20 protein-coding genes are annotated in these 19,867 nt (G+C 67.4%); 13 read left to right on the forward strand and 7 right to left on the reverse strand.

Annotated elements, in window-relative coordinates; translation table 11 throughout:
- Positions 1–31: 31 nt before the first annotated feature.
- The 4 genes from BST42_RS16870 to BST42_RS16885 form a co-directional block, all read right to left on the reverse strand.
- Positions 32–322, reverse strand: a complete 291-nt coding sequence (locus BST42_RS16870; RefSeq protein WP_083120459.1) for a DUF732 domain-containing protein — start codon at positions 320–322, stop codon at positions 32–34.
- A gap of 128 nt (positions 323–450) precedes the next feature.
- Positions 451–1,062 carry a hypothetical protein gene (locus tag BST42_RS16875; protein WP_083120460.1) on the reverse strand — a complete coding sequence of 204 codons (612 nt, stop codon included), beginning with the start codon at positions 1,060–1,062 and terminating at the stop codon, positions 451–453.
- Entirely contained in the window at positions 1,046–2,209 is a 1,164-nt protein-coding gene (locus BST42_RS16880; protein WP_083120461.1) for a hypothetical protein, read from the reverse strand. Before BST42_RS16880 ends, BST42_RS16875 begins: the two co-directional genes overlap by 17 nt.
- 1 nt (position 2,210) lies before the next feature.
- The gene (locus BST42_RS16885; protein ID WP_083120462.1) at positions 2,211–3,353 is read right to left on the reverse strand and encodes a phosphatidylglycerol lysyltransferase domain-containing protein; all 1,143 of its coding nucleotides are present in this window, start codon (positions 3,351–3,353) and stop codon (positions 2,211–2,213) included.
- A gap of 102 nt (positions 3,354–3,455) precedes the next feature.
- On the opposite strand from BST42_RS16885, the gene dop reads away from it, so the two are divergent.
- The 5 genes from dop to BST42_RS16910 all read left to right on the forward strand — a co-directional run bounded on the left by dop (position 3,456) and on the right by BST42_RS16910 (position 8,109).
- Positions 3,456–4,964, forward strand: coding sequence for a depupylase/deamidase Dop (gene dop, locus BST42_RS16890; protein WP_083120463.1), 1,509 nt, complete (start codon positions 3,456–3,458; stop codon positions 4,962–4,964).
- Positions 4,965–5,069: 105 nt separating this feature from the next.
- Positions 5,070–5,264: a ubiquitin-like protein Pup gene (locus tag BST42_RS16895; protein ID WP_083120464.1), complete on the forward strand. Its 195-nt coding sequence runs from the start codon at positions 5,070–5,072 to the stop codon at positions 5,262–5,264.
- Positions 5,261–6,139 carry a proteasome subunit beta gene (gene prcB, locus BST42_RS16900; protein ID WP_083120465.1) on the forward strand — a complete coding sequence of 293 codons (879 nt, stop codon included), beginning with the start codon at positions 5,261–5,263 and terminating at the stop codon, positions 6,137–6,139. The genes BST42_RS16895 and prcB overlap by 4 nt, the downstream gene beginning before the upstream one ends.
- Positions 6,140–6,916 (forward strand): proteasome subunit alpha, encoded by a 777-nt coding sequence (gene prcA, locus BST42_RS16905; RefSeq protein WP_083120466.1) that lies wholly within the window; start codon positions 6,140–6,142, stop codon positions 6,914–6,916.
- 14 nt (positions 6,917–6,930) lie between these two features.
- A complete protein-coding gene (locus BST42_RS16910; RefSeq protein WP_272818746.1) occupies positions 6,931–8,109 on the forward strand; it encodes an FAD-dependent monooxygenase in 1,179 nt (392 codons plus the stop codon).
- A 6-nt stretch (positions 8,110–8,115) separates the two neighbouring features.
- Here BST42_RS16910 and BST42_RS16915 read toward each other — a convergent pair whose 3' ends face one another.
- The gene (locus BST42_RS16915; protein ID WP_083120468.1) at positions 8,116–9,825 is read right to left on the reverse strand and encodes an alpha/beta hydrolase; all 1,710 of its coding nucleotides are present in this window, start codon (positions 9,823–9,825) and stop codon (positions 8,116–8,118) included.
- Positions 9,822–10,094: a DUF7162 family protein gene (locus tag BST42_RS16920; protein ID WP_083120469.1), complete on the reverse strand. Its 273-nt coding sequence runs from the start codon at positions 10,092–10,094 to the stop codon at positions 9,822–9,824. Before BST42_RS16920 ends, BST42_RS16915 begins: the two co-directional genes overlap by 4 nt.
- Positions 10,095–10,209: 115 nt before the next feature.
- On the opposite strand from BST42_RS16920, the gene pafA reads away from it, so the two are divergent.
- The 7 genes from pafA to BST42_RS16955 all read left to right on the forward strand — a co-directional run bounded on the left by pafA (position 10,210) and on the right by BST42_RS16955 (position 18,445).
- Complete coding sequence (gene pafA, locus BST42_RS16925) at positions 10,210–11,568, forward strand: Pup--protein ligase (RefSeq protein ID WP_110918644.1); 1,359 nt, start codon at positions 10,210–10,212, stop codon at positions 11,566–11,568.
- 48 nt (positions 11,569–11,616) lie between these two features.
- Positions 11,617–12,606: a helix-turn-helix transcriptional regulator gene (locus BST42_RS16930; RefSeq protein WP_083120471.1), complete on the forward strand. Its 990-nt coding sequence runs from the start codon at positions 11,617–11,619 to the stop codon at positions 12,604–12,606.
- A complete protein-coding gene (locus BST42_RS16935; protein ID WP_083120472.1) occupies positions 12,603–13,577 on the forward strand; it encodes a helix-turn-helix transcriptional regulator in 975 nt (324 codons plus the stop codon). The genes BST42_RS16930 and BST42_RS16935 overlap by 4 nt, the downstream gene beginning before the upstream one ends.
- A 29-nt stretch (positions 13,578–13,606) precedes the next feature.
- Positions 13,607–13,870 (forward strand): Sec-independent protein translocase subunit TatA, encoded by a 264-nt coding sequence (tatA, locus tag BST42_RS16940; protein ID WP_083120529.1) that lies wholly within the window; start codon positions 13,607–13,609, stop codon positions 13,868–13,870.
- 117 nt (positions 13,871–13,987) lie between these two features.
- A complete protein-coding gene (gene tatC, locus BST42_RS16945) occupies positions 13,988–14,851 on the forward strand; it encodes a twin-arginine translocase subunit TatC (RefSeq protein WP_276009328.1) in 864 nt (287 codons plus the stop codon).
- Entirely contained in the window at positions 14,835–17,627 is a 2,793-nt protein-coding gene (locus tag BST42_RS16950; protein WP_237159472.1) for a DEAD/DEAH box helicase, read from the forward strand. The genes tatC and BST42_RS16950 overlap by 17 nt, the downstream gene beginning before the upstream one ends.
- A 56-nt stretch (positions 17,628–17,683) precedes the next feature.
- Positions 17,684–18,445, forward strand: a complete 762-nt coding sequence (locus BST42_RS16955; protein ID WP_083120474.1) for a DUF4333 domain-containing protein — start codon at positions 17,684–17,686, stop codon at positions 18,443–18,445.
- Positions 18,446–18,481: 36 nt separating this feature from the next.
- Here the strand turns inward: BST42_RS16955 and BST42_RS16960 are convergent, their stop codons facing one another.
- Complete coding sequence (locus tag BST42_RS16960) at positions 18,482–19,432, reverse strand: 5'-3' exonuclease (RefSeq protein ID WP_083120531.1); 951 nt, start codon at positions 19,430–19,432, stop codon at positions 18,482–18,484.
- Between the two features lie 29 nt (positions 19,433–19,461).
- On the opposite strand from BST42_RS16960, the gene BST42_RS16965 reads away from it, so the two are divergent.
- On the forward strand, positions 19,462–19,866 hold the full coding sequence (locus BST42_RS16965) for a VOC family protein (protein WP_083120475.1): 405 nt from the start codon (positions 19,462–19,464) through the stop codon (positions 19,864–19,866).
- The last annotated feature ends 1 nt before the right edge of the window (position 19,867 follow it).

A 19,867-nucleotide genomic window follows, 5' to 3' on the forward strand; every position in this document is an offset into this window, starting at 1 on the left:
CTTCCTGCCGTACCGGCCCAGGGTCGCGTCGTCAGTGTCCGCAGAGCTGGGTGGCGGCTGCGCTGTAGAAGAACGCCGCATCCTTCGGCTCGACGCCGTCGGTGGTGTTGTCCGAAATGGTCTGCAGCGTGGTCGCCTGCGGAACACCGGCGGCGATGTCACTGCAGATGTGCTGTCCCAACGCCACCGCCGTCTCGACGGGTCCATGCCAGCCGTCATTGGCCAGCGTCGTGATGAAGGAGTCCTGATCCGCGTACGCCGGTGAGGCGAGCGCCAAACCGAGTCCCACAGCGGCGATGCCGGTGATCACGAGTTTCTTCATTGGTGTTTCCTTTCGCCCCGATAGCGCGCACCTTCGCCGACATCGGCAGCGCACGATGGCCGCAGTGTAAGACGAAGGTGAGCCTTACTGCAGCGATATAGACGCCACCGTCAGTTTGTTACGGCAGCTCAAAACTCCAGCGAGTAGGTGTTGCCGAAATTGTCCTGCGTCACGTGCGCGTCGCGGGTGGTGGTGTCGACGCTCAGTCGCTCGGTGAGAGTGCGCGTCTCGTAACCCCATCCCTCGGGCAGATCGAGCCGGGCGGCCAACTCCGGCAGGCCTGCCAAATTGAGCCCGGGGTCCACCGCCTTGCTGTAGGTCTGCATGACCCAGCGCTGCCCCTGCGGGTCGACAAGCTCGAAAACCGGTCGGCCGGCATCGAAGTTGAACACGGTTCGGCGGTCGACATGGTTGACGGTGTACGGCGCGGGGTTCATCGACGACAGCTTGACCGTGGCTTGCTTGATCATGTCGATCCCGCCGAAGGTCTGGATCTCCTGGCGGTCCGGGGCCACCTTGTCGATGGTGCTCATCAGCCAGTGCCGAGGGCCGTTCAGCAGTGCGGCCAGCGCGCCGTGCTCCTTGGCGATCGCCTCGGCGTCGAGCTTGTCCCACAGCTCGGCCGGGCAGTCGTTGAGTGGAAAGCTGTTGTAGACGGCGGCTTCGGGGCCGTCGGCACCTGCCGTTACCAGCAATACCTCTCCGTACCGCTTGTCGAATACATCATCGGGCTCGGTCATCGCTTTCCTCCATTTCCAAATACGCATCGCGGCCGGCGAGACTCACGGCGACGTCCGCGACCAACGGATCGAAGAACCGCTGCCGGTACAGCGGGTCAACGCTCGTGCTCACGGTGAAGTACAACCCCGACAGCACCGCCACGAACAACGAAGTGTGCACCACCGTCTGAGGTATCGGCACGTGGATGCCGAACCACGTTCCGGCGCAAGGGGGTTGGCCCACCGGACAGGACTCCTCGGCCGACCACAGCACCGTGACGTCGTCGGGTATCGCGATGGTGCCCAGCGCGAGGAAGAACGCGAACAGTCCGGTGGTGAAGAACACCACCTGGATCGCCTGCGCGACCACCATTACGGCGACGACATTAACCTGTTCGGCCGGCGACAACGGCGTGCGCACCGGGTCGGTCCGGGTGGCCAGGGGTGTGCCGGCCAGCAGTGCTGCGGTGTCGCGCGGGCCCGAGCGGTCCTCGCGTAGCGCCGACACCTCGTCGCGAATGGTCACCACCATGAACACCAGTGCCACAAGGGCCAGGAAACCGATTGTCTGCCAGAGGCGTTCACGCGTCATGCGGGCTGACAACTGCCACAGCTCGCCGGTGAAATAGACCACCACGGTCAGCATCAGAAGCGGCAGCGCGCGACTCATCAGCGTTCCGAGCGCCCCGAACTGCAACCACGCGAATCTAAACGCCCACAAGACAATCGACCCGATGCCGAGATAGGTCAGCCAGATCGCGAGAAGCGCGATCACTCCGAACCCGGCCACTTCGGCCGCGGTCAGCCCTGTCCAGCCCCGGTCCACCAGCGGGAAGCCGATCACGAACAGCGCCATCACCAACAGGGCGGCGCTGCGCCGGCCGGCCTCGCTGCGGGTAGTGCCTGCCCGGTGCAGCAGATACAGCACAAACGGCGCCGCCGTCAGCACAGTCGCCATGACCCCCAGCCGCACAACGGATCCGACGTCCACCTGGCCGTCGCTGATATCGGCGATGAGTGCCGTCACCGCGATCAACGCACCGATACCGCTGACCACGGGCGCCGACCGGGCGATCAACCGTCGTGAGCGCACCCGTCGCGTCAGGACCAGAGGCAGGCCGCGGGCCAGGAACCACTCGTGAACCTCGCGGGCGGCAACCGACGTCATGTCAGCGTCCAGGCCGCGAGGACCGGTAGCGATCCCGCGCCACCAGGGTGAGCCGGAGCTCGGCCAGCAGCGGGTCGAGGAATTGCGCGCGGTACTCCTTGTCGGTGACGGCCTTGGCCGCCAGGTACATGAACGTGATCGCGGTCAGCATCATGGTCGTCTGGATCAGCGGGTCGGGAACCGGAAGCGTCATGCCCAGGATGTGGCCGTCATTGCGCCCGCTGTCCCGCGTCCACGACGCCAGCAGCGGCGGGCTGAGCACGATCAGTCCGAGTACGAAGAAGATCGCCCCGGTGGCCAGCGCAACCGTGAGCACCTGGCCGACCTGCGAGGCCGCCACCACGAACACCACGTTGGCCCGCTCGGCGCGCGACAGCGGGTCGACTCCGGGTTCGTCGGCGATGCCCTCGAACGGCGTGCCTGCCAGTCGGTCGACGTCCTCGGGGGCGGCTGCGGTCTCGCCGAGGATCGGGCGGACCCGTTCCAGGGTGCTCGACACCAGGAACGCGGCGGCGATCGCGAACAAAAACCCGATGGCCAGCCACAGTCGTTCGCGGGTCACGATTGCCGCCATCAGCCATACGTAGGTGTTGAAGAAGACCAGGAACGTCAGCAGCACGACCGGCAGCGCGCGGACGAACATTCCGCTGGCGAGTGCCAGGTTCGACATGGTGTCCCGCGCAGCCCAGCCCGCGATCGAGCCGACACCCGATGCGGTCGCCACGACGATGACGGCGATCGAGATCCCCACCAGCAGCAGGTTCACCATGATGCGTGGGCTCGGACCGCCGAAGACGCACCCGATGATCGCGACCGCGACCGACACATTGGCGGCCACGACTCGCCACAGTGGGCGTTCGATCCTCGACACCAACCAGCCAACCAATGCCGCCACCGGCAACACCAGCACGATCAGAGCCAGCAGGAATCCCTCGGCGACCGTCGGTCTGCCGTCGATGTCGATGGTGTGCTTACCCGACAACGTCACCACCAGGATGGAGTTGGCGGCGAAAACGGCCACTCCGGCCAGCGCCGGTGCCGATCGGCCCCAGATCCGGCGCAGCAGTGCTCCGCGCCGCACCACCGCCGGAAGACCGCGAACCAGAAACCAGCGTTCGGCGGCGTAGCGGTCCGGAGATGTCATCGTTGCGCGGCTCCGATGTGGGCTTTCGGGTCAGGTCACCCTAGCCGGAAGTGGCACCGTCCACGCGCCAGGCGCGCAACACCGGCCGCTAGGCTGGCGGCCATGCAAAGGATCATCGGAACCGAGGTGGAGTACGGCATCTCCTCGCCCTCCGATCCGACCGCCAACCCGATCCTGACGTCGACCCAGGCGGTGCTCGCGTACGCCGCGGCCGCCGGCATCCAGCGGGCCAAGCGCACCCGGTGGGACTACGAGGTGGAGTCGCCGCTGCGGGACGCCCGCGGATTCGACCTGAGCCGCTCGTCGGGACCGCCGCCGATCGTCGACGCCGACGAGGTGGGGGCGGCGAACATGATCCTCACCAATGGCGCCCGGCTCTACGTCGACCACGCCCACCCGGAGTACTCGGCCCCCGAGGTCACCGACCCGATGGATGCCGTGATCTGGGACAAGGCCGGCGAACGGGTGATGGAGGCCGCGGCCCGGCACGTGGCCAGCGTGCCCGGCGCGGCCAAGCTCCAGCTCTACAAGAACAACGTCGACGGCAAGGGCGCGTCCTACGGATCGCACGAGAACTACCTGATGAGCCGCCAGACGCCGTTCTCTGCGGTGATCTCGGGCCTGACGCCGTTCATGGTGTCCCGGCAGGTGGTGACCGGTTCCGGCCGCGTCGGGATCGGGCCGTCCGGTGACGAACCGGGCTTTCAGCTGTCCCAGCGCGCCGACTACATCGAGGTCGAGGTCGGCCTGGAGACCACCCTCAAGCGCGGCATCATCAACACCCGCGACGAGCCGCACGCCGACGCGGACAAGTACCGCAGGCTGCACGTCATCATCGGCGACGCGAATCTGGCCGAGACCTCGACCTATTTGAAGGTGGGCACCACCTCGCTGGTCCTGGATCTGATCGAGGATGGGCCCAAATACGGTCTCGACCTGTCGGATCTGGCGCTGGCCCGGCCGGTACACGCTGTCCATGTGGTCAGCCGGGACCCGTCGCTTCGGGCCACCGTCGCACTGGCCGACGGCCGGGAACTGACCGCGTTGGCCATCCAGCGCATCTACCTGGACCGGGTGGCCAAGCTGGTCGACGCGCGCGACCCGGACCCACAGGCCACGCAGGTCGTCGAAACCTGGGCGCACGTCCTGGACCTGCTGGAACGCGACCCGATGGAGTGCGCCGAGCTGCTGGATTGGCCGGCCAAGCTGCGGCTGCTGGAGGGCTTCCGGCAACGGGAGAACCTGGGCTGGTCAGCCCCGCGACTGCATCTCGTGGATCTGCAGTACTCCGATGTCCGGCTGGACAAAGGTCTGTACAACCGGTTGGTGGCGCGCGGGTCGATGAAGCGTCTGGTCACCGAGCAGGAGGTGATCGACGCCGTCGACAATCCGCCGACCGACACCCGGGCGTACTTCCGTGGCGAATGCCTGCGCCGCTTCGGTGCCGACATCGCGGCGGCCAGCTGGGACTCGGTCATCTTCGACCTGGGCGGTGATTCGCTGGTGCGGATTCCGACCCTGGAGCCATTGCGGGGGAGCAAAGCCCATGTGGGTGCGCTTCTCGATTCGGTCGACAGCGCAGTGCAACTCGTGGAACAACTGACGACCTGACGTTCGTTAGACGGAGCAATACCGGTCTCGACCGGTAGGGTAGAAGAACCGGCGGCCCGTGCCGAATGGCACGACACAGTCGCCGATCCCGAGCAGGAGGCAGCGATGGCTCAAGAGCAGACCAAGCGTGGCGGCGGGGGCGGCGAGGATGACGACCTCGGCAGCGCCGGTGCCGGCGGGCAAGAGCGTCGCGACAAGCTCGCTGAAGAGACCGATGATCTGCTGGACGAGATCGATGACGTCCTGGAAGAGAACGCTGAGGACTTCGTGCGTGCATACGTGCAAAAGGGCGGACAGTGACCTGGCCGTTCTCTGATCGCCTTGCCACCAGTTCACCTCTGACCGATCTGTCCTCGTTCTCCGACCATCTCCGGCGGGAAGCGCCCCAGCTGCTGCCGACCAGCACCGGTGCAAGCGGCGCGCTGCCCGGTGACGCGCTGCCGCACGGCACCACGATCGTCGCGCTGAGGTATCCGGGCGGTGTGCTGATCGCGGGCGATCGCCGCGCCACCCAGGGCAACATGATCGCCAGCCGCGATGTGCAGAAGGTGTACATCACCGACGACTACACGGCCACCGGTATCGCAGGCACCGCGGCGATCGCCGTCGAGTTCGCCCGGCTGTACGCCGTCGAGCTGGAGCACTACGAAAAGGTCGAGGGCGTCCCGCTGACGTTCCCGGGCAAGGTCAATCGGCTTTCGACGATGGTGCGCGGCAACCTCGGCGCGGCACTGCAGGGCTTCGTCGCGCTGCCCCTGCTGGTGGGTTACGACCTCGATGACCCGAATCCCGAAGCGGCCGGACGGATCGTGTCGTTCGATGCGGCCGGTGGCTGGAATATCGAGCAAGAGGGCTACCAGTCGGTGGGCTCCGGTTCACTGTTCGCCAAGTCGTCGATCAAGAAGCTCTATCCCGGTGTCACCGACTCGGATTCGGCGTTGCGGGCTGCTGTGGAGGCGCTCTACGACGCCGCCGACGACGACTCGGCAACCGGCGGCCCGGATCTGGTGCGCGGGATTTTCCCGACGGCAGTCACCATCGAGGCCGAGGGTGCCACCGATGTCTCCGCGGAGCGGATCTCCGCGCTCGCGCGCGAGGTGATTGAAAAGCGTTCCACGACAAACACATTCGGGCCCGGCATGGGACCCAGCAACGAAGCACCGCGGGTGGACTAAGTGAGCTTCCCATACTTCATCTCGCCTGAGCAGGCGATGCGTGAGCGTTCCGAGCTTGCGCGTAAAGGCATTTCCCGCGGCCGCAGCGTGGTCGTGCTGGCCTACGACTCCGGGGTGCTGTTCGTTGCGGAGAACCCGTCGCGGTCACTGCAGAAGATCAGTGAGCTCTACGACCGCGTCGGCTTCGCGGCCGTGGGCCGGTTCAACGAGTTCGACAACCTGCGCCGCGGCGGCATCCAGTTCGCCGACACCCGCGGGTACGCCTACGACCGTCGCGATGTGACAGGCCGTCAGCTCGCCAACGTCTACGCGCAGACCCTCGGAACGATCTTCACCGAGCAGGCCAAGCCCTACGAGGTGGAGCTGTGTGTGGCTGAGGTGGCTCACTACGGTGAAACGAAAGCCCCTGAGCTGTACCGGATCACCTACGACGGCTCGATCGCCGACGAACCACACTTCGTCGTCATGGGTGGCACCACCGAACCGATCATCACCGCGCTGAAGGAGTCCTACTCCGAGAACGCGCCGCTGAAGGATGCGGTCGGCATCGCGGTCGAGGCGTTGCGGGCCGGTATCAACGGCACCGGCGCAAGTGGTAGCGCCACCCCGCCGGCCGAGCCGAGGGTGCTGGGCCCGGCCACCCTTGAGGTGGCAATCCTGGACGCCAAGCGGCCGCGACGGGCATTCCGGCGGATCACCGGTGCGGCGTTGGAGGCCTTGCTCCCCAGCGCGGGTGACGAACCCGCCGACGAGGGCACCGCGGAGTCAACCTCCTGAGCTCACACGCCGTCATCTCCGGTGCAGGTATCGCCGGGCCGGCGCTGGCCGACCAGCTGACCGCGCGTGGCTGGCGCACAACGGTGATCGAGCGCTACCCTCAGCGGCGCGACGAAGGTCAGAACGTCGACATCCGCGGTGCGGCAAGAGAAGTCGTGCGCACGATGGGCATCGAAGACGAGGTGCGCCGGGCCAACACCGGTGAGATCGGTACCCGTTTCGTCACCGCGGCCGGCAAGGCGGCGGCGTCCTTTCCGGTCGGTGCCCTGGGCGGCCCCGACGGCCCGACCGCCGAGTTGGAGATCCTGCGCGGCGAACTGTCGCGAATTCTGATCGATCGCACCCTGGGACAGGCGGATTACCGCTTCGGCACCCAGATCACCGGCGTCACCGATCACGGCGACCACGTCACCACCATGCTGGACGACGGCAGCGTGCTCGACTCCGACGTCCTGATTGTCGCCGAAGGCCTGCGGTCCCGCTCGCGCCGGTTCGTCAGCGCCGCCGATGTCACCGATCTGGGAATGTACTTCGCGTACGTCACCATTCCGCGGTCCGACAGCGACGACCAATGGTGGAACTGGCAGCACGCCACTCGGTCCCGCGGAGTGCACCTGCGACCGGACAACCTCGGCAGCACCAGAGCCATCCTGACCTTCATCTCCGATGTCCGCGGCATCGAAGATCTCCAACCGGTCGACCAGATCGCGATCCTGCGCAAGACTTTCGCCGACGTCGGCGGTGCCGCGCCGCGCATTATGCGCGAGATCGAGGCGGGCGCACCAATGTACTTCTCGGTCGCCGGTCAGGTCAGCGTGCCCGCCTGGAGCAAGGGGCGCATCGGTCTGCTCGGCGACTGCGCGTTCTGCAACGCCACATTCGGCGGTGCGGGCACCAGCCTCGCATTGATCGGTGCCTACATTCTCGCCGGCGAACTCGCCGCCACGACCGACCACGAGGCGGCACTGGCCCGATACCAGCAGATGATGCAGCCGTTCACGGCCTCGGCCCCCGTCGTGCGTCCCGCAGTGTTGCGGCTTGCCAACCCGCGCAGCAGGATCGGCATCGCCGCGTTGCGCGGGGTCGCCCGTACCGCGGCGAGCCCGCCGGCAACGGCCATGGCGTCGCTGATATCCCGCGCCTCTGCGGGCGGCTCACGTGGACCCGCATTACCGGATTATCCTGCGGCGTAGCTGCCTTCAGCCGATCCGGACGTGTTCGCGGTCGCCGGTGATGACCGCGAGGATATTGCGCCACGCATCGGATGGCTCGTTGAGCACGTCGCTGTGTGACGACAATCCGCCCATCGGATTGCCGGTGAGAGTGCGCCCGGCCGCCAGCGGAATCACACCCGGCAACCGGTCCGGGTCCGCCCCGTGCGGCCCGAGCGGGATGCCCTGCACAAGGCCGATCGGATCGCCGGGCGCGGTGAGGGAGAACCGCAACACGTCCGGGTTGCGGTTGTGCCAGTCCGACGGATCATGAACGCCCACACCGGCACCCGCGGCCTCCACATAGATCACCCGGTCGGCGGTCAAACCGAAGCGTTCGGCAGTGCCCAGGATCGACCCGCCGTAGGAGTGACCCAGATAGGTCACCGGCATCGACCCGGCGCGCCGTTCCACGTCTTCACTGAAGGCCACCAGCCGAGGCGCCATCTTCAGCGCGTAGCGCGGATCGGTGGCGTCGACCACCCCGGCGAGCAGCCGACCGGTCGGGAACGGGCCACCCAGATACGTGATCATCGCGACGTCGCCGGTGGATCCGGCGACAAAACGCCGCGCCGTCGCGACATCGTCGGCTGCGCCGTCGAAGGTGGTGTTGAGCCCTGGCACCAGCACCGCGAGAGCGTGCGCCCGCGTCAGGTCACCGGACAACTCGATGAAGCTCTCCCGCTGCGGGTCGAAGGCAAGGATCTGTCTGGGCACCCGGCGATCCCGGTCCACCGGGTCCGGAACGTCAGCGAGCAGGCTCTCGTAGTAGGCGATGCGGGTGCGTGCGTCGTCGTCGTAGGCGGCGATCGCCGCGGCGCGCAAGGTCGGATCTGCGTGCAGCGCAGCCCAAAGTCGTTCAGCATCAGCCGCTTCCAGCGTCGGTGCGACGGCGGCACGTAGCTTCACCTCGTCGGGCACCTCGATGCGGCGGCGTTCGTCGAGGATCGCATCGGCGATGTTGATCCGGTTGGCGGCGATCCGGGTCTCCCAGGGAACGCCATCGGTGTTGCCCACTTCGTGAGGCCGGGACTCGATCAGTCGCTGCCGGTCGGCGTCGGACATCCCCGCGACCGCCGCGGCGATACTGTCCTGGCTCAGGTGCGGCCAGTCGGCTACCGGATTGCCTGCGGCCCCTGCCGGCCGAACCGGTGCCGGGTCGGCCGGAGTGGCATCGAACGCCGCGTCGATCGCGGTGGCTGCCTCGGCATCCGCCGCGCCGAGCGCTGCCAACGCCCCCTGTAGCGAGCGAGTCAGCTCGGCCGCCCGGACGTCGAGCATCGTGCGCGCCACCTCATCAGAACCGCCGCTGCACGCCACCAGAAGCGCAGACGGTGCCGCCGGCGAATCCACCGTCCCGTCGTCGCTCACCGCACATCCGTCGCCCCGCGCGTCCGTCACCACCGCAAGCACCCGGTCGCGGCCGCGGGTGATGACCTCGGCGGCGTCCCGAGCCTGCGCGGCGGCCAGGATCAGCGCCCGGCACACCCCGCGCAGACCCGCGGTGGTCGGGCCGATTGCCTCGCGGGCCGAAGTCGCGGCCGAACCGGTGAACACGCCGGCGCTTCCGGCCACCTCGTGGTCGACGGTGTCGGCCTGAGCTTGAAGCCGGCCCGCGGCGTCGTCCCACGCGCCGGCCAGATCGATGAGTGCCTGCGGTCGCCAGGCGAGTACCTGCGACACGGTCGGCAGGCTCATCGCGGGCGAAGGCGCTGAGCGGCGGCGTCGTCGACGGCGCCCACTTCGTCCACCGACCGGCGCATCGAGCAAACCCAATCCTGCAGAACCAGGCTGAGTCGGTGCACCTCAGTAGTGATGCGTGCAGGCGCGGTCAGACCGCTCAGCGCAGAACCAGGTAGCTCGTCAACGCCCGGAATCGCGAGGCCCGCGAGATGACCTGCGCTGCGGGTCAGCATGTCCGCCAGCGCGCCCAACGTGGCGGTATCGACGATGACGCGCTCGGGCACGGCTCATGCTGGCATGTCCCGCGGCGGCGGTTTCTCCGTAATCCACAGGGATTCGAAACCGTTTCGCGCCCCGCTTGCCCACCGCTAGTCCACAGCAACCAGTACGCTCGATGTCGTGCAGCGGAGAATCATGGGCATCGAAACCGAATTCGGTGTCACCTGCACGTTCCACGGCCATCGCCGGCTCAGTCCGGACGAGGTCGCCCGGTACCTGTTCCGCCGGGTGGTGTCGTGGGGCCGCAGCTCGAACGTGTTCCTGCGCAACGGCGCGCGCCTGTACCTCGACGTGGGCAGCCACCCCGAGTACGCCACCGCCGAGTGCGACAACCTGACGCAGCTGGTCACTCACGACCGCGCCGGTGAGAGGGTGCTGGAGGACCTCCTCATCGACGCCGAACAGCGACTGGCCGACGAAGGCATCGGCGGAGACATCTACCTGTTCAAGAACAACACCGATTCGGCGGGAAACTCCTACGGCTGCCACGAGAACTACCTGATCGTGCGCGCCGGCGAGTTCTCCCGGATCTCCGATGTGCTGCTGCCGTTCCTGGTCACCCGGCAGCTGATCTGCGGCGCGGGCAAGGTGCTGCAGACGCCCAAGGCCGCCACGTTCTGCCTGAGCCAGCGCGCCGAACACATCTGGGAGGGCGTGTCGAGCGCCACCACGCGGTCGCGCCCGATCATCAACACCCGCGACGAACCGCACGCCGACGCCGAGAAGTACCGCAGGCTGCACGTGATCGTCGGCGACTCCAACATGTGCGAGTCCACCACCATGCTCAAGGTCGGCACCGCCTCGCTGGTGCTGGAGATGATCGAGGCCGGGGTAGCGTTCCGCGACTTCTCATTGGACAACCCGATCCGGGCGATCCGTGAGGTCAGCCACGACCTGACCGGGCGCCGGCCGGTGCGCCTCGCCGGTGGACGGCAGGCCAGCGCCCTGGACATCCAGCGCGAGTACTACGCCCGCGCCGTGGAGTACCTGCAGACCCGCGAGCCCAACACCCAGATCGACCAGGTGGTCGACCTGTGGGGCCGCCAGCTCGATGCCGTCGAGAGCCAGGACTTCGCCAAGGTCGACACCGAGATCGACTGGGTCATCAAGCGCAAGCTTTTCCAGCGTTATCAGGATCGCTACAGCATGGAGCTGTCCGACCCGAAGATCAGCCAGCTGGACCTCGCCTACCACGACATCAAGCGCGGCCGCGGTGTGTTCGATCTGCTGCAACGCAAGGGCCTGGCCACTCGGATCACCACCGACGAGGAGATCGAGGCCGCCGTCGACACCCCGCCGCAGACCACGCGGGCCAAGTTGCGCGGCGAGTTCATCAGCGCCGCCCAGGAGGCGGGCCGCGATTTCACCGTCGACTGGGTGCATCTCAAGCTCAACGACCAGGCTCAGCGCACGGTGCTGTGCAAGGACCCGTTCCGCTCGGTCGACGAGCGGGTGAAGCGACTCATCGCCAGCATGTGACGAGCGCGCCGCAGGAGCGGCGCACCGTTTCCCGCTAAGGTTTTGCGAGTGGCGACATCCAAAGTAGAGCGGTTGATGAACCTCGTCATCGCGCTGCTGTCCACACACGGATACATCACCGCGGATCGCATTCGCGCGAGTGTGGCCGGCTACGCCGAGAGCCCCACCGATGAGGCGTTCTCCCGGATGTTCGAGCGCGACAAGAACGAGCTGCGCGATCTCGGCATCCCCTTGGAGACCGGGCGGGTGTCGTCGTTCGACCCGACCGAGGGCTACCGGATCAACCGCGACGCCTACGCGTTGCCCGACATCGAACTCACCGACGAGGAGGCGGGCGCCGTCGCGATCGCCACCAAGCTCTGGGAGTCGCCGGAACTGATCACCGCGACCCAGGGTGCCCTTCTGAAGCTTCGGGCGGCCGGCGTCGACGTCGATCCCGACGCCGCGGTCGCGATCACCACCGCCTCGGGACCGCCCGGACTGCGCGGATCCGAAGATGTGCTGGGAAACCTGTTGTCGGCCATCGACTCCGGTCAGCCGGTGCAGTTCCGGCACCGGTCCCTGCCGACCGACCCCTACACCGTGCGCACGGTGGAGCCGTGGGGGGTGATCACCGACCGGGGCCGCTGGTATCTCGTCGGGCACGACCGGGATCGCAACGCCACCAGAACATTTCGGCTCTCCCGAATCGGCGCCGACATCACGACCGTCGGCCCTCCCGGATCTGTCACCAGACCCGTCGGCGTCGACCTGCGGGCGATCGTCGACCGGGCGATCGGTGAAGCCCCCAGCGGGGTGCAGGCATCGGTGTGGATTGCCGACGGGAAGGCGATGTCGTTGCGCCGCAACGGCAAATCCACCGGTGCACGCAGTATCGGCGGACGCTCGGGGGAGGTCATCGAACTCGACATCGGCACCCGAGACCGCCTCGCCCGAGAAGTAGCGGGCTACGGGGCCGACGCGCTGGTCCTGGAACCGGCCGCACTGCGTGACGACGTGATCCAGCGGTTGCGGGCCCAAGCCGGGGTGCAGGCATGACACCCGTATCGACTCGGCTGGTGCGGCTGCTCAACATGGTGCCGTACCTCAAGGCCAACCCCAGCATCACCTACGACGAGGCGGCCGCCGATCTCGGCGTCAGCCGCAAGCAACTTCAGCAGGACCTCGACCAGCTCTGGATGTGCGGCCTGCCCGGGTACGGACCCGGCGATCTGATCGACTTCGAGTTCTCCGGCGACTCGATCAAGGTCACGTTCTCGGCGGGCATGGACGAGCCGCTGCGGCTGACCTCGCCGGAGGCCACCGGTCTGCTGGTGGCGCTGCGGGCGCTGGTCGACATCCCCGGCGTCGTCGACCCGCAGGCCGCGCTGAGCGCCATCGCCAAGATCGAATCGGCGGCAGGCACCGTCGGCCACGACCACACTCATGCAGTCGCCGCGGTGGACGAGCGAGCGCCGATCGAAAGCGACACCGCCGCCGCGGTGCGCGCCGCCGTTCGTGACGGTCGCGCCCTGAACATCGAGTACTACTCGGCGTCCCGGGACACCTTGACCAGCCGGGTCGTCGACCCGATCCGAGTGGTACTGGTCGGCGATCACAGTTACCTGCAGGCCTGGGCGCGCGACGCCGAGGGGGTGCGTCTGTTCCGGTTCGACCGCATCGTGTCCGCGACCGTGCTCGACCAGGCCGCCGTCCCGCCCGAGCCGGCCAAGCAGGCGCCGCCGGACACCTCGCTGTTCGATGCCGATCCGGCGCTACCCGCCGCGACCCTGCTGCTCGCCCCGACGGCGACCTGGATGCTCGAGTACTACCCGATGCGGATCCTCGAGGAACTGCCGGATGGATACCACAAGGCCTCGATGACCTACGCGTCCGAGGAGTGGATGTGCCGGGCGCTGCTGGGATTCGGCGCCGACATCCGAGTCCTGCAGCCGGAGTCGCTGGTGACCCGGGTGCGGGAGAGCGCTGCAGCCGCGTTGGCCGCCTACGCCGACGCCGAGCTGGGGTAGCATCGAGACAACTTCTGGAGGTGACCAAATTGGGTGCTCTACAACCGTGGCACTGGCTGATTCTCATCGCGGTGGTCGTGCTGCTCTTCGGGTCGAAGAGGTTGCCTGATGCTGCCCGCTCACTGGGTAAGTCGATGCGCATCTTCAAGTCAGAGGTCAAGGAGCTGCAGAACGAGCACAAGACGGACACACCCGTCACGCCCGCGCAGCCTCCCACTCAGGTGCAGTCCGAGCGCGTCGAGGCACCGGTGACCCCGCCGGCCCAGAGCCATACCGACGCCAAACCGGCCTGAACCGACGACAACCGGGCGCCCCGGCGCCCGTAGTCTGCTGCTGCCGTGCGCACACCTAAACTCCTGTCGCGGCTGGACCCTCGACAACGCCGCAGCCGCGTCAATCCGGACGGGACCATGTCCCTCGTCGACCACATCCGGGAGCTGCGGTACCGCCTGCTGATCGCGATGGGTGCCGTCGCGCTGACCACGATCGTCGGATTTCTCTGGTACAGCCACGGGTTCCTCGGGGTCGAGAGCCTCGGCGAATGGCTACGCGAGCCGTACTGCTCGCTCCCGCAATCGGCGCGCGCCGACATCAGTGCCGACGGGGGCTGCCGCCTGCTCGCGACAGCGCCGTTCGACCAGTTCATGCTGCGGCTCAAGGTCGGTCTGACCGCAGGCATCGTGATGGCCTGCCCCGTCTGGCTCTACCAGTTGTGGGCCTTCATCACTCCGGGGCTGTACCGCAACGAACGCCGCTTCGCGTCGGTGTTCGTCTTCTTCGCCGCGCTGCTGTTCGTGTCGGGCACCGTGCTGGCCTACTTCGTCCTGTCGAAGGCCCTGCACTTCCTGTTGACGGTCGGCAGCGACGTCCAGGTGACCGCACTGTCCGGCGACCAGTACTTCGGATTTCTGATCAACCTGCTGCTGATCTTCGGCGTGAGTTTCGAGTTCCCGCTGTTGATCATCATGCTGAACCTGATCGGCGTGCTGACCTACGCGCGGCTCAAATCGTGGCGACGCGGCCTGATCTTCGGGGTGTTCGTCTTCGCCGCGTTCGCCACACCCGGCTCGGACCCGTTCTCGATGTTGGCGCTGGGCCTCGCGCTCACGCTGCTCCTGGAATTCGCCATCCAAATCGCCCGGATCAACGACCGGCGCAAGGCCAAACGCGAGGCGCAGGCCGAAATACCCGACGAGCAGGCCGCACCCATCGAGGCGCCGGAACCGGTGGCCGCACCGGCGACCTACGCGGCACAGCATGACGACATCACCTAGCGGAGGGCAGGAGCGCAGCGACCCGGGGAAGCAGCTCCAGCAGTTCACCGACCTGCTGACGTTCCGGCTCGATCCGTTCCAGCGCAAGGCGTGTGAGGCTCTCGAGCGCGGCCATGGCGTGCTGGTGTGCGCACCGACCGGCGCGGGCAAGACGGTGGTCGGCGAGTTCGCGGTACACCTGGCGCTCACAGCAGGCCGAAAGTGCTTCTACACCACGCCGATCAAGGCGCTGAGCAACCAGAAGCACAACGACCTGGTGCGCCGCTACGGCGCGGAGAACATCGGCCTGCTCACCGGCGATCAGTCGATCAACGGCGACGCGCCGGTGGTGGTGATGACCACCGAAGTGCTGCGCAACATGCTGTACGCGGGATCTGATGCACTGCATGGACTTTCGCATGTGGTGATGGATGAAGTCCACTTCCTCGCCGACCGGATGCGCGGTGCGGTGTGGGAAGAGGTGATCCTGCATCTGCCCGACGATGTGCGACTGGTCAGCCTGTCGGCGACGGTCAGCAATGCCGAGGAGTTCGGCGGGTGGATCCAGACCGTGCGCGGTGACACCACCGTCGTCGTCGACGAGCACCGGCCGGTTCCGTTGTGGCAGCACGTATTGGTGGGCAAGCGGCTATTCGACCTGTTCGACTACGACCGCGAGGGCAAGCAGCACCTCGTCGACCCGGATCTCATCCGTCACATCGCGCATCGGCGCGAGGCCGAACGGCTGACGGACTGGGAGCCGCGCCGCCGCGGACCGGGGCGTCCCGGTGGACGATCGGGCCTGCACCGTCCGCCGTCGCGCCCCGATGTGATCGCCTCGCTGGACCGCGAAGGCCTGCTGCCTGCGATCACGTTCATCTTCTCTCGCGCCGGCTGCGACGCCGCGGTCAAACAGTGCCTGCGCAGCCCGCTGCGGCTGACCGACGACGACGATCGCAAGCGGATCGCGCAGGTGATCGACCGCCGCTGCGGCGATCTCGCCGACGCCGATCTGGCGGTGCTGGACTACTACGAGTGGCGCGAGGGGCTGTTGCGGGGGCTGGCTGCCCACCATGCCGGCATGTTGCCGGTCTTTCGGCACACCGTCGAGGAGCTGTTCACCGCCGGACTGGTCAAGGCCGTTTTCGCCACCGAGACACTGGCGCTGGGCATCAACATGCCGGCCCGCACCGTCGTACTGGAGAAGCTGGTCAAGTTCAACGGCGAGCAGCACCTGCCGCTGACGCCGGGGGAGTACACCCAGCTGACCGGGCGTGCCGGCCGCCGCGGGATCGATGTCGAGGGCCACGCCGTCGTGCTGTGGACTCCCGAGGTCGAGCCTGCCGAAGTGGCCGGGTTGGCGTCCACCCGGACATTCCCGCTGCGCAGCTCGTTCGCACCGTCGTACAACATGACGATCAATCTGGTGAACCAGATGGGCCCGGAGCAGGCGCACCAGCTGCTGGAGCGGTCGTTCGCGCAATACCAGGCGGACCGGTCGGTCGTCGGGCTGGTCCGTGGCGTCGAGCGGGGCGAGAAGATGCTCGACGACATCGCCACCGAGTTGGGCTGGGATCGCCGCACACAACCGGACAAAGAACCGCCGATCCTCGACTACGTGCGGCTGCGGGCGAAGATCAGCGAACGGGAGCGGGCGCAGTCACGGGCCTCGCGGCTGCAACGCAGGCAGGCGACCACCGATACGCTGGCGGCGCTGCGCCGCGGTGACATCATCAACATCACGCAGGGCCGCCGCGGTGGCTTGGCCGTGGTGCTGGAGGCGGCCAACGAATCGACCGATCCTCGACCGCTGGTGTTGACCGAACATCATTGGGCCGGAAGGGTTTCCTCGGCTGACTTCACCGGAGCCGCGGCGGCGATCGGGTCGATGACGCTACCCAAAAGGGTGGAACATCGGCAGCCGCGGGTGCGCCGCGATTTGGCGTCGGCACTGCGGTCGGCGGCGGCCGGGCTGCGGGTGCCGTCGACAAGGAAACGCCGCGGCGACGCCGAGGACGCCCCCGACATCGATCCCGAACTGCTCGCGTTGCGGGAGTCGATGCGCAAGCATTCCGTGCACGACATGGCAGGCCGGGAGGCCAAGGTTCGTATCGGAGAGCGTTATCTGCGGGTCGAGCGCGACAACGAGCAGATCCGCAAGAAAGTCAGCGCGGCGACGAACTCGCTGGCCCGCACGTTCGACCGGATCCTGGGGCTGCTCACCGAGCGCGGCTTCATCGAAGAGCGCGACGGTGATTTCGGCGTCACCGCCGACGGCAGGCTGCTGACCCGGATCTACAACGAAAGCGATCTTCTGGTCGCCGAATGCCTGCGCAAGGGCGTCTGGAAGGGGCTGGCGCCCGCCGAGCTCGCTGCCGCGCTGTCCGCGGTCGTGTTCGAGACCCGCGGCAGCGACGGCCCCACCCCGTCACATGCGGTCGAGATGCCGACGGCCAACGTGCGGCGTGCGCTGGTCGAGATGCGGCGGATGTCCGGGCAGCTGCGGGCCGACGAGAACCGGCACCGGATCAGCCCGACACGCGAGCCCGACGAAGGATTCGTCGCCGCCATCTATCGCTGGGCGACGACCGGCGACCTGGCGGCCGCGCTGGCGGCTTCCGATGTCGCCGGTGCCGGGACCCCGCTGCCGGCCGGCGATTTCGTGCGGTGGTGCCGACAAGTGCTCGATCTGCTCGACCAGGTCCGCAATGCCGGGCCGGAAGCCGGGCTGCGTAAGACCGCAAACCGTGCCATCGACGACATCCGGCGCGGCGTCGTCGCTGTTGATGGCGGGTAGGCTCATGCAAACGCTACGGTGGGAGCGGCGAATCGCTACCAGATCAAGGAGAGACGATGAGCGGACCGCAGGGATCAGAACCTAATCCCTGGCAGGCTCAACCCGGTCAAGGTCAGGATCAGCCTGCCTCCGGCTCCGAGCAGCAGCCCAGCGGCAGCGAGACCCCGGCCTGGCAGCAGCCGTCCGGTGAGCCGCCGGCCTGGCAGCCGCCCGCCTACACCCCGCAGCAATACCCGCAGTACGGCCAGCAGCCCGGTCAGCAGTACCCGCAGCAGCCGTACCAGCAGCCGACCGAGTACAACCCGGGCACCTACGCACAGCCGGGTCAGCAGTACCCGCAATACGGGCAGCCGCAGTACGGCCAGTACCCGCAGCCGGGTCAGTACCCGCAGCAGCCGGGTCAGTACCCGCAGCAGCCGGGCGACCCCAACCAGCCCGGGCAGTACGCCCCGTACCCGCAGCCCGGCGACGAGGGCGCCAAGAAGTCCTCGGCAGTGATTTTCACCGTCATCGGAGTGCTGGCCGCGATCGTCGTCGCCGTCGTGCTGGTTCTGGGCTTCTGGAAGCCGGGCTTCTTCGTCACCACCAAGCTCGACATCGGCAAGGCCCAGCAGGGTGTGCAGAACATCCTCACCGACGAGACCAACGGCTACGGCGCCAAGAACGTCAAGGACGTCAAGTGCAACAACGGCCAGAACCCGACGGTGAAGAAGGGTGACACCTTCACCTGCGAGGTGAGCATCGATGGCACGAAGCGTCAGGTGACCGTCACCTTCCAGGACGACAAGGGCACCTACGAGGTCGGCCGGCCGAAGTAGCCGCTCGGCGGCGTCATGTGCCGAAGTAGCCGCTGGTCAGTCGAGGGCGTCCAGTGCTTTCTGCAGGCGCCCGATTGACGACCCGACGCCGTAGGCGTGGGCCAGTTCTGCGACCCGCGCCGGGTCGGCGGCGTGCAGCGGTAGCCGGTCCTCGGTGCTGAACTCCACCGGTGCGTCGCGGGCCACCTGCACCACCGGTCCGGCTGCCTCGATGTAGTCGGTCGCTGCCAGGATCTTGCTGCGAAAAGCCTTGGACAGCTTCGATTTCGGATCGTGCGCGGCGGCCAGGATGTTCTCCAGCGATCCGTATTGGGACAGCAGCGTCGCTGCCGTCTTTTCCCCGACGCCCGGCACCCCGGGCAGGCCGTCGGACGGATCACCGCGCAGCAGAGCCAGTTCGGCGTAGGCGGGGCCGGCGCGATGCGTCGGCACTCCGTACTTCTCGGCGACCTCGGCAGGCCCGAACATCGTGGCGTTCGACAGTCCGCGGCCCAGATAGAGGACCCGCACGGCGACGGGGTCGTCGCCCACCAACTGCAGCAGGTCGCGGTCGCCGCTGACGACCACGACGGGATCGCGCGTCTCGGCGGTGGCCAGCGTGCCCAGCACGTCGTCGGCTTCATAGCCCGGGGCACCCGCGGTGGCGATCCCGAATGCGTCGAGCAGCTCCATGATCATCTCGACCTGATGGCTGAGCTCGTCGGGAACCTCTTCCAAATCCGGTTCACCGCTTGGATTTTGCTCGGCGACCCGGTGCGCCTTGTACGACGGGATCGCATCGACGCGGAACTGCGGGCGCCAGTCGAGGTCCAGGCAGACCACGAGCCGGCCCGGGCGCTCCCGGGTAATGAGCGTCGCCACACTGTCGACGAAGCCACGCACGGCGTTGACTTGCCTGCCGTCGGGCGCGGTGATCGACGAGGGCACGCCGAAGAACGAACGAAACCACATGCTCGCGCCGTCGAGCAGCAACACCGGTGCAGACATGCGAGCCATCCTGCCAGTAGCGTTGGGGGATGTCGTTCGCGATCGAGCGGATCGACCACGTTGTGCTCAATTGCCGTGACGTGGAGTCCGTCGCCGACTGGTACGTCCGGGTGCTCGGCATGCGCCGCGAGGTGTTCTCCGGAAACCGGATTGCGCTGCGCTTCGGCGATCAGAAACTCAACTTGCGGCCCACCGGTGCGCCGAATTGGCCGACCGGAGCGGCGGATTCACCGGGTTCGCTCGATCTGTGCTTCATCACCACGGCTTCGCCTGACGAGGTGGAGGCGCAGTTGCGGGGTGCCGGGGTGCCTATCGCCGACGGACCGGTCACCAAAACCGGTGCACTCGGGGCGATGACGTCCTACTACTGTCGCGACCCCGAGGGAAACCTGGTCGAGGTCGCCAGCTACCCGCCGTCGCTTGCCTGCGGCTAGC

It is taken from the genome of Mycolicibacterium rhodesiae (assembly GCF_002086695.1).
GTDB lineage: Bacteria > Actinomycetota > Actinomycetes > Mycobacteriales > Mycobacteriaceae > Mycobacterium > Mycobacterium rhodesiae.